The organism is Microbacterium sp. KR10-403 (assembly GCF_040196215.1).
Lineage (GTDB): Bacteria > Actinomycetota > Actinomycetes > Actinomycetales > Microbacteriaceae > Microbacterium.
Window position 1 is genome coordinate 443822 of sequence record NZ_JBEGDC010000005.1, and the last position, 13758, is coordinate 457579.

General features: G+C 70.4%; 12 protein-coding genes and 1 tRNA gene. 1 reads left to right on the forward strand and 12 read right to left on the reverse strand.

All coding sequences use genetic code 11. The features are described from left to right. Positions 1–9: 9 nt before the first annotated feature. The 11 genes from ABMQ42_RS13945 to ABMQ42_RS13995 form a co-directional block, all read right to left on the reverse strand. Positions 10–1032 (reverse strand): LLM class flavin-dependent oxidoreductase, encoded by a 1023-nt coding sequence (locus tag ABMQ42_RS13945; RefSeq protein ID WP_349723591.1) that lies wholly within the window; start codon positions 1030–1032, stop codon positions 10–12. 37 nt (positions 1033–1069) lie between these two features. Next, positions 1070–2041: an RNA polymerase sigma factor SigJ gene (gene sigJ, locus ABMQ42_RS13950; RefSeq protein WP_349723592.1), complete on the reverse strand. Its 972-nt coding sequence runs from the start codon at positions 2039–2041 to the stop codon at positions 1070–1072. After that, complete coding sequence (locus ABMQ42_RS13955) at positions 2038–3219, reverse strand: NAD(P)/FAD-dependent oxidoreductase (protein ID WP_349723593.1); 1182 nt, start codon at positions 3217–3219, stop codon at positions 2038–2040. The genes sigJ and ABMQ42_RS13955 overlap by 4 nt, the downstream gene beginning before the upstream one ends. Before the next feature lie 259 nt (positions 3220–3478). Beyond that, positions 3479–3550, reverse strand: a tRNA-Gln gene (locus ABMQ42_RS13960). Between the two features lie 82 nt (positions 3551–3632). After that, on the reverse strand, positions 3633–4124 hold the full coding sequence (locus tag ABMQ42_RS13965; RefSeq protein WP_349723594.1) for a lipocalin family protein: 492 nt from the start codon (positions 4122–4124) through the stop codon (positions 3633–3635). Between the two features lie 63 nt (positions 4125–4187). Next, positions 4188–5708: a glutamate--tRNA ligase gene (gene gltX / locus ABMQ42_RS13970; RefSeq protein WP_349723595.1), complete on the reverse strand. Its 1521-nt coding sequence runs from the start codon at positions 5706–5708 to the stop codon at positions 4188–4190. A 10-nt stretch (positions 5709–5718) separates the two neighbouring features. Beyond that, complete coding sequence (locus ABMQ42_RS13975) at positions 5719–6984, reverse strand: MFS transporter (RefSeq protein ID WP_349723596.1); 1266 nt, start codon at positions 6982–6984, stop codon at positions 5719–5721. Beyond that, complete coding sequence (locus ABMQ42_RS13980; RefSeq protein WP_349723597.1) at positions 6981–7748, reverse strand: fumarylacetoacetate hydrolase family protein; 768 nt, start codon at positions 7746–7748, stop codon at positions 6981–6983. Before ABMQ42_RS13980 ends, ABMQ42_RS13975 begins: the two co-directional genes overlap by 4 nt. Positions 7749–7773: 25 nt before the next feature. Next, complete coding sequence (locus ABMQ42_RS13985) at positions 7774–8871, reverse strand: branched-chain amino acid aminotransferase (RefSeq protein ID WP_349723598.1); 1098 nt, start codon at positions 8869–8871, stop codon at positions 7774–7776. A gap of 39 nt (positions 8872–8910) precedes the next feature. Next, positions 8911–9963: a 3-isopropylmalate dehydrogenase gene (locus ABMQ42_RS13990; protein ID WP_349723599.1), complete on the reverse strand. Its 1053-nt coding sequence runs from the start codon at positions 9961–9963 to the stop codon at positions 8911–8913. Positions 9964–10045: 82 nt separating this feature from the next. Further along, a complete protein-coding gene (locus ABMQ42_RS13995; protein ID WP_349723600.1) occupies positions 10046–11590 on the reverse strand; it encodes an MFS transporter in 1545 nt (514 codons plus the stop codon). Between the two features lie 56 nt (positions 11591–11646). Here ABMQ42_RS13995 and ABMQ42_RS14000 point away from each other — a divergent pair, with 56 nt between their 5' ends. Continuing rightward, positions 11647–12189, forward strand: a complete 543-nt coding sequence (locus ABMQ42_RS14000) for a TetR/AcrR family transcriptional regulator (protein ID WP_349723601.1) — start codon at positions 11647–11649, stop codon at positions 12187–12189. Between the two features lie 15 nt (positions 12190–12204). Here the strand turns inward: ABMQ42_RS14000 and ABMQ42_RS14005 are convergent, their stop codons facing one another. Beyond that, a complete protein-coding gene (locus tag ABMQ42_RS14005; protein WP_349723602.1) occupies positions 12205–13752 on the reverse strand; it encodes a 5-oxoprolinase subunit B/C family protein in 1548 nt (515 codons plus the stop codon). Between the last annotated feature and the right edge of the window lie 6 nt (positions 13753–13758).

The window sequence follows — 13758 nt, forward strand, 5'->3', positions numbered from 1 at the left end:
CACCCCGCGTCAGCTCAGCATGTCTTTGACCATCGGCACGACCTTCTGCCCGTACAGCTCGATGGAGTGCAGCTGGTCGGCGTGCGGCACCGGCTGGTCGAACTTGAAGTCGAAGCGATCGACCTTCAGCGTCTGCAGCGTGCGCACGATCTTGCGGGCGACGGTCTCGGGACCACCCACGTACAGCGCGCCCTCTTCGATCTCGTTCTCGAAGTCGCCCGGGCGCGGCGGGGCCCACCCGCGCTCCTTGCCCATCTGCGTGCGCATGGCCAGCCACCCGTCATGTACGATCTCGCGCGCTCTCTCGTCGGTCTCGGCGACGAGACCCGGCGAATGCACGGCGATCGGCCGATGCGCGATCTCGAGTTGGTCCTGCGCCCGTTCGAACAGGGCGATGTACGGCGCGAAGCGTGTGGCGGGACCCCCGATGATGGCGAGGAAGAGCCCGAAGCCGTAGCGTGCGGTGCGCACGACGGACTCGGGACTGCCGCCGACGCCGACCCATGCCGTGATGCCCTTCTCGGTCGTGGGGTACACGCGCTGGTCGGTCAGCGACGCGCGGGTCGTGCCCTGCCACGTGACCGGCTCCTCTGTCAGCAGTGCGGACAGAAGCGCGAGCTTCTCTTCGAAGAGCACTTCGTAGTCGTGCAGGTCGTAACCGAACAGAGGGAACGACTCGATGAACGACCCGCGGCCGGCGACGATCTCGGCGCGGCCGTTCGAGACGGCATCCAGCGTCGCGAAGCGCTCGTAGACGCGCACCGGGTCGTCGGAGCTGAGCACCGTCACCGCAGAACCCAGACGGATCCGCTCGGTGCGTGATGCGATGGCCGCCAGCACCATCTCGGGGCTGGAGACGGCGAAGTCGGGGCGATGGTGCTCCCCCACCCCGAAGAAGTCCAACCCGGTCTCGTCGGCGACGACCGCGTCGTCGATCAGATCGCGGATCACCTGGGGGTGCGGCACCGGCTCGCCCTGCGCGTCGGGGGTGACGCCGCCGAAGGTGTCCAACCCGAACTCGATTTCGCTCATGGCACGCACAACCGCACCGGGCACCCGGGTGTTCCCGTCACCGCGAGCCGGGCGTGTGCTTGGCGAACGCCCGCTCCGCACTGCGGACCGCCTCGAGGTCTGCGAGCGGTCCGAACAGCGGCACCAGGTGCCGCAGCTTCTCGGGATTGACCACCCCGTGCACGGCCGCGATCAGCCCGTCCCGCACGTCGAGCGACATGACCGCGATCACGCCGCCGCCGACCGGCAGGTCCGCGATGATGACGACCCCGGGACCGCCGTTGACCGCGCACGGCGCCATGTGCGCGGGGAAGACCGCGCGCCGCCCGAAGGACGCGAGCAGTTTCGAGACCGCATCGGCGCCGCGCACCGAATGGCTGATCGCGAAGCCGGGAGGGACCTGTCCCCCGCCGTCGCCGACCATGGCCACGTCGTCGGCCAACAGACCGACGAAGCCGTCGACCTCGCCCGACTCGATCGCGGTCATGAACTGTGACACCAGCCGCTGCTGTTCGGCGGTGGATGCCGCGTACCGCGGCTCGCGCCCGGCCACGCGCGTCCGCGCCCGCGAGACCAGCTGCCGCACCGCGCCCGATGTCGGCCGATCGAGGATCGACGCGACCTCGTCGTACGGGTAGTCGAGCACGTCGTGCAGCAGGAACGCCGCCCGCTCGCTGGGCGTGAGCGTCTCCAACAGCACGAGGAACGCGAACGAGAGCTCCTCGGCGAGTTCGGCGTGACCGGACGCATCGGGTGACGGTGCGAGCGTGCTGCCCACCAGGGGTTCGGGCAGCCAGTCGCCCACGTACTGCTCGCGCCGTGCGCGCGCCGAGCGCAGCTGGTCGACGGCCAGGCGTGTCGCGACGGTCGTGAGCCAGGCCTCGGGGTTGCGTGGCTGCGCGTCGTCGTCGAGCCGCAGCATCCGCTCGATCGCCGTCTGCGCCACGTCTTCGGCATCGGCGATCGAGCCGAGCATGCGATACGCGGCGCGGAATGCCACGCTGCGCAGCGCCTGATCGATCTCGGTCATGCCCTGATCTTCTCGCGATGACCGCCGGTCGGGGTGAGAACATGCGCGCGCCGCATCGGGAGGTACGGACCGGGATGCCGCGGGACCATCTGGTTGCCGCGATGGATGAACTCCTTGATCGACACGGCGGCACGCCCGGTCGTGATGCGTGCGGTCGGGGCACCCTCGGGCGTAAGCCACTGCACGAGCGCATCGTGCCGCCCGAGGCTGATGCACTCGGCGAAGTAGCGCCCTGCGTACGGCGAAGAGGTCGCGCCGGCGAGCTCGCGGGCGATCTTCTGCGGAGCGCTGAACGACATGAACGCGCCGGTGCGGCAGCCCATCTTCAACGGCTCGCCGTCGCGGCCGGCGACCCGTGCGGCGTCACCGAGCACCCAGACATCGGGGTGCGAGACCGCCCGGAACGTCTCGTCGACGCGGGCACGTCCCAGCTCGTCGACCTCGAGCCCCGACGCCTCGACGAGCGGGTTGGCCCGGAAGCCGCCCGCCCAGAAGGTGACGGACGAGGGGATGCTGCGGCCGTCGGCCAATGCGACGGCGTCGTCGTCGATGCGCGCGACGCGCCCCGTGATGTGCTCGATCCCGAGCCGGTCGAAGGTCTCCGCGAGGTGCTTCCGAGCGGGCTCGCTCAGCCAGTCGCCGGGCTCGCGTGCGCTGACCATCGCGACGTTCAGCCGCGGGTGCGCCTCGGCGAGCTCGGTGGCCAGCTCGATGCCGGTGAGGCCCCCGCCGACGACGGTGATGCGGGCACCGTCGGGCGCAGCATCCACCCGCTTCGCGGTGTCTGCGATCGAGGTGACGTCGGTCAGCCCCTGCGCGTTCTCGTGCGCACCGGGCACGCTGCCGAAGTCGATGACGCTGCCCAGCGCGATGACCAGGGAGTCGTAGGGCAGGCGTTCGCCGCCGGAAGTGTTGACGGTGCGGGCGGCGAGGTCGATGCGCTCGATGTGCGCGACCTTCAGCGCCGCGCCGGTGCCGCGGAGTGCCTGTTCGATGTCGAGCCGCGGGTAGGACTCGCCGGCTGCCAGCTGGTGCCAGCGCATCCGTTCGTCGCGCGTCGCGTGCTCGGTCACCAGGGTGACCGACGCATCGTCGGCGCGCACCATGCGCGCGAGCCGCGCGGCGGTCACGATGCCCGTGTAGCCGCCGCCGAGGACGAGGATCTGATTCTTTGCCATACAAGGACGACGAGACAGGCAGTGCGGATGTGACACGCTCGGTCGCTCGTGACCGTGAGACTGCAACTGACGGACGAGGGAGCGGTTGCTTCCCTCTGTCTCGTCCGTCAGTTGCAGTCTCACCGATGTGGCGGTGAGACGGGATGCCGCGGCCCGGAGCGGCCCTCAGCCACGGAGGCCCACGAGCCGGCGCAGCACCTCGCGGGGACTACGCCTGGGAATGAAGAAAACCCCCGACCGAGCGGGGGTTTCAATCTTGCTGGGGTACCTGGACTCGAACCAAGAACAACTGAACCAGAATCAGCCGTGTTGCCAATTACACCATACCCCATGGTGTTTCGGCCGAAGCCGCAACAGTGATCAAGTCTAGACGAAGACGGCAGATGCGGCAAAACGACCGACAGCCGCGCGTGTCAGACCTCGACGCGTCGGCCCGACTGTGCCGGACGGATCCACTCGGTGAGGTCGAAGCCCCGCCGTTCTGCCTCGGCGAGGAAGTCGGCCTCGACCTGGGGATCGATCCTCGGCTCCCGAGACAGCAGCCACAAGTGCTTGTGGTCCGGCGTCCCGACAAGCGCGCGACGGTACGCCGGATCGATCTTCAGCACCCAGTAGTCCGCGCGCGTGAAGGGGATCCACCGCAACGCGCTCGGCAGGAACGACACCTGCAGGAGCGCAGAGTGATCGGGATCCGGCTTCGCCTCCCCCAGCGCCTGAGTCGGCTCACCCTGGGCGTTCAGGCACCTGTTGTCGACCTGAACGGTGCCGTCGTCGTTCAGCGAGTATTCCGCCGTCACGTCGCGAGCGTCATCGTCTTCGAAGCGAAGGGGAAGTCTCCCCACCTCGAACCACATTCCCACGTACCGCTCGAGGTCGAGCCGGTCCACGTCCTGCACATTCGCCATGAGGCCTCCTTGCTGGCACGTCACGCTACCGAACGCGCCCGCAGGCGGCATCCCCCTTGCGGATCAGTCGCTGAGGTGCTGCACCAGGGCATCGAGGCGACGCAGGGTCTCGGCCTTGCCGAGCAGCTCCATCGATTCGAACAGCGGCGGCGAGACGCGCCGGCCGGTCACCGCGACCCGCAGCGGACCGTAGGCGACGCGGGGCTTCAGTTCCAGCCCCTCGACGAGCGCGGCCTTCAGGGCATCCTGTACGGCGTCGGGCGTGAACTCGGCCTCGGGCACGTCTTCGAGGGCGCCCACCGACGCCACGAGCACCTCGGTCGCGTTCTCCGGCAGGCTCTTCAGGCCCTCCTCCGTGAACTCGACCTCGTCCACGAACAGGAAGCCCAGCATCCCGGGAATCTCACCGAGAAGCTGCACGCGCTCCTGCACGAGCGGTGCGGCACGGAACGCCAGCACGATCTGCTCGTGCGTGGGCTCGCCGTCGCCGAACACACCCGCGGCGGCCAGGTACGGCATCATCCGCTCGGCGAAGTCCTTGCCGTCGAGCATCCGGATGTGATCCGCGTTGATGGCCTCGGCCTTCTTCTGATCGAAGCGGGCGGGGTTCGGGTTGACATCCTTGATGTCGAATGCCGCGGTGAACTCCTCGAGGCTGAACACGTCGCGGTCAGGGCCGATCGACCAGCCCAGCAGCGCCAGGTAGTTCAGCAGACCCTCGTGGATGAACCCCTTCTCGCGCTGCAGGAAGAGGTCGGCCTTCGGGTCACGCTTGGAGAGCTTCTTGTTGCCGGTCTCCCCCAGCACCAGCGGCATGTGGCCGAAGCGCGGCATGAAGGTCGTGACACCGGCCTTGATGAGGGCGTCGTACAGCACCAGCTGGCGGGCCGTCGACGGCATGAGGTCCTCGCCGCGGATCACGTGCGTGACGCCCATGAGCGCGTCATCGACCGGGTTCGTGAACGGGTAGAGCGCCTTGCCGCCCGCACGCACGAGCACGAAGTCGGGGAACGATCCTGCCGGGAACGTCACCTCGCCGCGGATGAGGTCCACATAGGTGAGGTCTTCGTTCGGCACCCGCAGACGCCACGCCGGCTCACGGCCCTCGGCGCGGAAGGCCGCCTTCTGCTCGTCGGTCAGATCGCGGTCGTGGTTGTCGTAGCCGAGCTGCTTGGCGCGGCCGTTGGCCTCGTTGCGGGCGTCGATCTCTTCGGCCGTCGAATAGCTCTCGTACACGAGACCGGCGTCCATCAGCTTGGCGAGCACATCCGCGTAGATCTCGGTGCGCTGCGACTGACGATACGGGCCGTGCGGCCCGCCCTTCTCGACGCCCTCGTCCCAGTCGATCCGCAGCCAGGTCAGCGCATCGACGAGCTGGCGGTAGCTCTCCTCGCTGTCGCGGGCGGCGTCGGTGTCTTCGATGCGGAACACGAGCTTGCCGCCGGTGTGGCGCGCGTAGGCCCAGTTGTACAGCGCGGTGCGCACCATGCCCACGTGCGGCAGGCCGGTCGGCGACGGGCAGAAACGGACGCGGACGTCGGAGCCGGAAGCGGTCGTGGTCAGAGGATGGGGCGATGCAGGCACGCCCTCCAGTCTATGACGCGGGCCGTTCCTCCCCCACTGCCGGCGGACGCGTGCGACCGAGCGGTGCCAGCGCCGTGACGACGGCGACGATCGCCAGGGCACACAGTGCCAGCCCGCCGTAGCCGATCCATGACAGCACGAGCCCGGCGACGATCGCACCGATCGCCCCGACCAGGCTCATCACGAAGTCGTTGCGTCCCTGCCGGCGCGTGCGGCGGTCTTCGGCCGACGCCTCGGTCAGCAGCGCCGCACCCGACACGGTCGTCGCACTCCAGCCCAGCCCCAGCAGGATCAGCGCCACCGTCACCGCGGCGGCCGAATGCTGACCCAGAGCGGCGGTGACGAGGGATGCCACGAGCAGCGCCTGCCCGACGAGGATCGTCGCGACGCGGCCGAGTCGGTCGGCGAGGATGCCGAAGACCGGCGACAGCGCATACATCCCGGCGATGTGCAGGCTGATGGTGAGCCCGATGATCTCGAGCGTGGCGCCGGCGTGGATCAGGTGCACCGGCGTCATCGCCATCACCGACACCATCACGCCGTGGGCGCCGGCGATCGCCAGCATCGCGTACCGCGCGGCGCCGGGCCGGTCGGCATGCGCGACCCGCGCGCCCGCGGCGCCGTGATGGGCGGTGATGCGCTGGGCGAGCCGCAACGGGTCGGGGCGCAGCAGCGCGAGATACAGCACGATGCCCAGCGCCTGGGCGACGATCGTGAACAGGTACGGTCCGGTCAGCGACGGCATGCCCAGCGCATCGCCGATGACCTCGCCCGGCCCGACCAGGTTGGGTCCCAGCACCGCGCCGATCGTCGTGGCCCACACCACGATCGACAGGTCGCGGCCGCGAGATGCGTCGGTGGCGAGGTCGGCGGCGGCGAACCGCGACTGCAGGTTGGCGGCCTGGCCCGCACCGACGAGGACGAACGCGATGATCAGGAGCGGGAAGCTGCGCGCCCCGGTGGCGAACACGACGAGCACGACGCCCACGATGGCCACCAGCATCCCGCTCGCCAGAGACGGCCGCCGGCCGCCGCGCCGCGCGAGAGCCGCCAGCGGCACCGCGGTCAGCGCCGTGCCGAGCGTCACCGACGCGGTCGCCCAGCCGGAGAACGCCTCGTCGCCCGAGATGTCGGCCGCCAGCACGGCGCCGAGCGACACCGTCGCACCGAAGGCCAGGCCGCCGAGGATCTGCCCGAGCGAGAGGATCCAGATCGTACGCCGTTGGACGCCGCGCAGTCGCTCCGCGTCGGGGATGCCGACGGCCGCGGCGCTCACGCCGAGCGCACGGTGTTGCGCAGCACGCCGAGTCCGCTGATCTCGACCTCGACGGTCTGCCCGCTCACGATCGGGCCGACGCCGGCCGGTGTTCCGGTGAGGATCACGTCGCCGGGAAGCAAGGTGAACGCCGCCGACGCATACGCGATGATCTCGGCGACCGAGTGCACCATGTCGCTGATCGGGCCGCGCTGGCGCACCTCACCGTCGACGCGGGTGATGATCACGGCGTCGCCGGTGGGATCGAAATCGGTCTCGATGGCCGGTCCCAGCGGGCAGAACGTGTCGAAGCCCTTCGCGCGCGACCACTGCCCGTCGCTGCGCTGCAGGTCGCGCGCCGTGACGTCGTTGGCGATCGTGTAGCCGAAGACATACTGCAGGGCGCGCTCGGCCGGCACATTCTTCGCGATCGTGCCGATGACCGCCGCGAGCTCGCCCTCGTGCTCGACGCGCTGCGACTGCGGCGGCAGCACGATCGCATCGCCGGGGCCCACGACCGAGGTGTTCGGCTTGAGGAACAGCATCGGCTCTTCGCTGACCTCGTTGCCGAGCTCGGCGGCGTGGTCGCGGTAGTTGCGCGCGATGGCGACGACCTTCGAGCGCGGGATCACCGGCGCGAGCAGGGCGGCGTCGGCCAGCGGCACGCGGTCGCCGGTGGTCTCGAATCCCGCGAACATCGGGTCGCCGGCGAGCACGACCAGGTCGGTCTCGTCGACGATGCCGTAGCGGATGGCGTCTCGGTGGCTGAAGCGTGCGATCCTCACCGCACCAGCCTACGGTCGCGCGGGTCTACGCGTCGAGGCGGACCAGCCAGCCGTGCTTGTCCTCATGACGGCCGTACTGGATGTCGGTCAGCTCTTCGCGCAGCGACAGCGCCAGTTCGCCCAGCGGCTGCGCGTCGGTGAAGTCGTGGCCCTTCAGCGTGCCGATCGGAGCCACCACGGCGGCGGTCCCGCAGGCGAACGCCTCGACGATGTCGCCGGACGCCACACCCTCGCGCCATTCGGTCAGCGTCACCGGGCGCCGCTCGACGGTGTGGCCGCGGTCCTTCGCGAGCTGCAGCAGCGACAGGCGCGTGATGCCCTCGAGGATCGAGTCGGACTCGGGAGTGACCAGCGTGCCGTCCTTGCGGACGAAGACGATGTTCATGCCGCCGAGCTCTTCGACGTTGCCCTCGGCGTCGAGGAAGACCACCTGATCGCAGCCCTGCTCGTAGGCCTCGGCCTGCGGCAGCAGGCTCGCGGCGTAGTTGCCGCCCGTCTTGGCCGCACCCGTGCCGCCCTTGCCGGCACGTGCGTAGTCCTCGCTGAGCCAGATCGAGACCGGCTTGGCGCCGCCCTTGAAGTACGCGCCCACCGGGCTCGCGATCACCAGGTACTCGACCTGGTTCGCCGGCCGCACCCCCAGGAACGGCTCGGACGCGAAGACGAACGGCCGCAGGTACAGGCTCTGATCGTCGCCGCCGGGCACCCACGCGCCGTCGACGGCGATGAGCTCGCGCAGCGACTGCGTGAAGTACTCGACGGGCAGCTCGGGCAGGGCGAGCCGGTGCGCGCTGCGCTGCAGACGGCCGCCGTTCTGGTCGGGCCGGAACGTGTGGATCGACCCGTCGGCATGGCGGTACGCCTTGATGCCCTCGAAGATCTCCTGGCCGTAGTGCAGCACGGCCGCGGCGGGATCGAGCGACAGCGCACCGTAGGGACGGACCACCGGGTCGTGCCAGCCCTCGCCCGCCGTCCAGGTCACCTGCACCATGTGGTCGGTGAAGACGGTGCCGAAGACCGGGTCGGCCAGCAGCGCGTCGCGCTCTGCGGCCGTCTTGGCTTCGGGGTTGCGGGTCACGGCGAACTCGAGCGGGGCGAGTGCGGTGTCTGTGGTCATGTCCATTCCAGTCTTCGATGCGCGGGCGGCGCTGCCGCCTTCAGATTACGCCTGGACGCGGGCGACGATGTCGTCGCCGATCTGCGTCGTGGTGCGGGATGCCGCGCCCCGGGCCGCGATGTCCTGTTCGACCGCCTGCGCGATGCGGGCGGACTCGGCCGTCAGCCCGAGGTGATCGAGCATCAGCGCGATGGAGAGGATCGCGGCGGTGGGATCGGCCTTCTGCTGACCCGCGATGTCGGGAGCCGAACCGTGCACGGGCTCGAACATCGACGGGAAGGCGCCGTCGGGATTGATGTTGCCCGAAGCGGCGAGACCGATGCCACCGGTGACGGCGCCGGCCAGGTCAGTGAGGATGTCGCCGAAGAGGTTGTCGGTGACGATCACGTCGAAGCGACCGGGGTTCGTGACCAGGAAGATGGTCGCTGCATCGACGTGCAGATAGTCTACGGCAACGCCCGGGTGCTCCCCTGCCACCTCGTCCACGATCCGCTTCCACAGCGAACCCGCATTGACCAGCACATTCGTCTTGTGCACGAGGGTGAGCCGCTTGCTCCGCCGCTCGGCGAGGTCGAACGCGTAGCGCACCACGCGCTCGACACCGAAGGCCGTGTTCACGCTCGTCTCGTTGGCGACCTCGTGCGGCGTGCCGCGGCGGATCGACCCGCCGTTGCCGACATACGGGCCCTCGGTGCCCTCGCGCACGACGACGAAGTCGACATCGCCGGGGTTCGCCAGCGGTCCGGGGGCGCCGTCGAACAGCTTCGAGGGCCGCAGGTTCACGTAGTGGTCGAGCTCGAAGCGCAGCTTGAGCAGAAGCCCGCGCTCGATGTTGGCGTCCTTCAGCCGGGCGTCGCCGGGGGTGCCGCCGACGGCGCCGAGCAGGATCGCGTCGTGCTCCTTGATCGCGGCGAGGTCGTCGTCGGTCAGCGTGTCACCGGTCGCGAGGTAGCGGGCGGCTCCGAGAGCGAAGCGCGACTTCTCGAACGTCACCTCGCTGCCGGCGGTCGCGGCATCCAACACCTTCTCGGCCTCGGTGATCACCTCGGGACCGATGCCGTCACCGGGGATGACGGCGAGCTTCACGACACGCGACATGGCACTCCTCACAGGCTCCGGCGCCGCGTCACAGCGCTCACGGCGCGCCTCCCCCAGCCTATCGACCGCGCGACGGGTGCTTTCACCGCATGTCGCCGCGAGACCTGCCCAGCGTCGTCGCCGCGACGACCGCGGCGGCCACCACCAGCACCGCCCCGATCGCTGCGGCGATCGACACGCCGTGGTCGAAGGCGACGGCGGCGGCCGTGCGCACCGCCTCTCCCACGGTGCCGCCCACCTGCTCGGCGACCGCCACCGCCCCGGCGAGCGTCTCGCGCGCGGCATCCGCCAGCGACGGAGTCAGCGATGCGGGCAGGTCGATCGTGGTGCGGTAGACCGCCGTGAGAAGACCGCCGATGATGGAGGTGCCGAGCACCGTTCCCACCTCATAGGCCGTCTCCGACACGGCGCTCGCCGCTCCCGCCTTGTCAGCGGGCGCCGCCGAGAGGATGAGCTCGTTCGACACCGTCTCGGCCGCGCCCACGCCGATTCCCAGACTCACCGAGGCGAGGATCGTGGGCAGAAGCGTGTCAGGACCGGTCGTCAGCGCGATGCCGATGTACCCGGCGGCCGAGAAGGCGAGTGCCACGGGGATCACGATCCGCGGCGAGAACCGCGAGGCGACAGGCACCACGAGCAGGCCGGAGAGGATCATGGCCGCCAACGACGGCACCAGGGCCAGCCCCGCCTCCATCGGCGAGAGCCCGATGATCAGCTGCAGATGCTGGGCGACGAAGAAGAGGAACCCCACCAGCGCGAGCACGCTCAGCAGGTTGACCAGCAGCGCACCGGTGAAGGCGCCTCGCCGGAACAGCCCCATGTCGAGCATGGGTTCGTCGGCACGCAGCTGCCGCCGTACGAAGAGCACGCCGAACACCGCGCCGACGACCAGCAGCGGCACGACCGCTCCGCCCAGGCCCACGACCGCCATCTCCTTGATCGCATACACGGTCGGCAGCATCAGGCCGACCGAGAGCAGGATGCTGATCGGGTCGACGCGGCCGGGCTTGGGGTCACGGCTCTCGGGAACGAGCAGCGGAGCGAGGATCAGCAGCGGGATCAGCACCGGAACCGCCATGAGGAACACCGAGCCCCATGCGAAGTGCTCGAGCAGGAACCCGCCCACGATCGGCCCGAGGGCCGCCCCGGCGGAGAACATCGCCGCCCACACGGCGATCGCCAGGCGCCGCTGGTCGCGGTCGGTGAAGATGCTGCGGATCAGCGAGAGCGTCGACGGCATCAGCATGGCACCGAACACCGCCATGCCGGCACGGCCAGCGATCAGCCAGGCGGCCGACGGCGCGAACGACGTCACCGCCGAGACCACGGCGAATCCGGTCGCCCCGATCAGCAGCATCCGGCGCCGTCCGAACCGGTCGCCGAGGGTGCCCATCGTCACGAGGAGCGCGGCGAGCACGAGCGGATACGCATCGATGATCCACAGCTGCTGGATGCCTGTCGGCTCGAGGTCGAGGGCGATCGCCGGCAGCGCGAAGCTGAGCACGGTGTTGTCGACCGACACCAGCAGCACCGGCAGCATCAGCACCATGAGCGCCGCCCACCCGCGCCATCCCACCCGCGCCGGGCGCTCGTCGTGCACGGGTGCGGTGATCTGTTGTGTCGTCATCTCTTCCTCCAGCAGTACGTAACTGTACCAGCCAGACGGTATAGTATCATGGCGGGATGAGCCGTCCTCCCCGTGCCCGCGACCTCGTCCTCGATGCGTACGAGGAGATCCTCATCGCCGGCGGCGAGCGTGCGGCGACGATGGATGCCACGGCCCGCGCCGCGGGCGTGTCGAAGGGCGGCCTGCTCTACCACTTCGCGTCGAAGGAAGCGCTCGAGGAGGGGCTCATCGAGCGTCTCCGCGCGCTCGTCGACGCCGACGTCGCACAGATCGCGGCGGCACCCGAAGGACCGGTCGCCTATTTCCTGCGCACATCGGTGACGGACGGCAGTCCCCTCGATCGGTCGATGCTCGCCGTCTCGCGCCTCGCGCAGACCGGCAGCCCTGCCGCCGGCGCCGCGCTCGCCGAGGTGCGCGCCCGGTGGGCCGCGTCCGTGCGGCCGCACGTGCGGGACGAGGCATCCCTCGCCCTCGTGCTGCTGGTGTCGGACGGCCTCTACTTCAACAATCTGCTCGAGGAGGGCGCGGTCTCCCCCGTACCCACGGACGCCGAACTCGAGGCGCTCATCGCTCTCGTGGAGAGCGCCACCGGCCACTGACCGAGCGCGTCCGGATCAGCCGGCAGAACCTGCGACCCGGAAGCGCACGCGTGCGCCCGGCGGGATCTGGCCGGCCAGATCCCGTGCACGATCGGTGAGGGCCGCGATGATCGGATAGCCGCCGGTCAGCGGATGGTCGGGCAGGAACACGACGGGCTGCCCGTCGGCAGGCACCTGGATCGCACCGGTCACCGCGCCTTCGCTGGGCAGTTCACCGGCCACGGCGCGCTCGAGCGGACGGTCGCCGCGCAGCCGGATGCCGACACGATCGGACTGCGGCGTCACCTCCCACTCCTGCTGAATGAGAACCGCCAGCGCGCCCGCGGTGAACCAGTCGTCACGCGGACCCAGCGTGATCTCGAGCTCGACGAGCGCGCCGGGTGCGGGGAGCGCGCGATGCGACGGGTACGGGTCGACGGCGCCCTGCACGTCCTCCCCCACCCGGATGAAAGCGCCGACCTCGAGCGGATCCGGCCCCAGCCCGGCGAGCGTGTCGGTCGAGCGACTGCCCAGGGTGCGTCCGACGTCCAGACCACCGCGCACCGCGACGACCCGCCGCAGGCCGGCCGTCGGAAAGCCGAGGTGCAGTTCGTCGCCGTCGAAGGTTGCGAACGGCGCATCGGCCTCCGCCGCACGCGGGGCGCCACCGGCGCCCACCAGCGCAAGATCGCCGCGCGCGCCGGTGACGGCGGCGACCCCGTCGCCGTGGAGACGCAGCACCGCAGCCCCCACGATCTCGAGAACGGCCGCACCCGGTGCGTTCCCGACGGCGCGATTCGCGTCGCGCAGCGCGACGCGGTCCGCCGCCCCGGACGCGGTGACGCCGATCGCGGCGTGACCGGTGCGTCCGGCATCCTCGATCACGGTCTGGAGCCCGGGCTGCACCACCTCCACGGCGCGCGCCGTCGCGGTCGGCACCGCGGTCGCGGGTACCGGCGGCACCGCGCTCACCGCCAGCCGTTCAGCGCGTTCGAAGCGCACCGCCACACCGGGCACCAGCAGCGCCGCGGGGTCACGCGAGGCATCCCACAGGACGGCATCGCTGCGCCCGATGAGCTGCCACCCGCCGGGCGTCTCGCGCGGATACACGCCGGTGAACCGACCGGCCAGAGCGACCGAGCCGGCCGGCACGCGGGTGCGCGGCGAGGAGCGGCGCGCGACGTCGAACAGCGGATCGTCGCCGACGATATAGCCGAACCCCGGGGCGAACCCGAAGAACGCGACCTGCCAGCGCGCGGCCAGGTGACGCGTGATGAGGGCCTCCGCCGAGACCCCCAGCTGCGCCGCGACATCGCCCAGGTCGTCTCCGTCATAGCGGACCGGGATGACCACCTCACCCGCCGGCTGCTCCGACACCGCCGCCACCTGCGTCTCCCGCAGCCGCGCCGCGAGTTCGGCCGCCGACACGTGCAGCGGGTCGAATTGCACGAGGACCGTCCGTGCGCCGGGCACGCGCTCGATGATTCCGGTCACGTCGCTCCACGCGCGGTTCAGGCGCATCGCCTCGTCGAGATCGGCTGCCTCGACCAGCAGCGCCCGGTCGGACGCACGGAGGATGCGCATACGGGC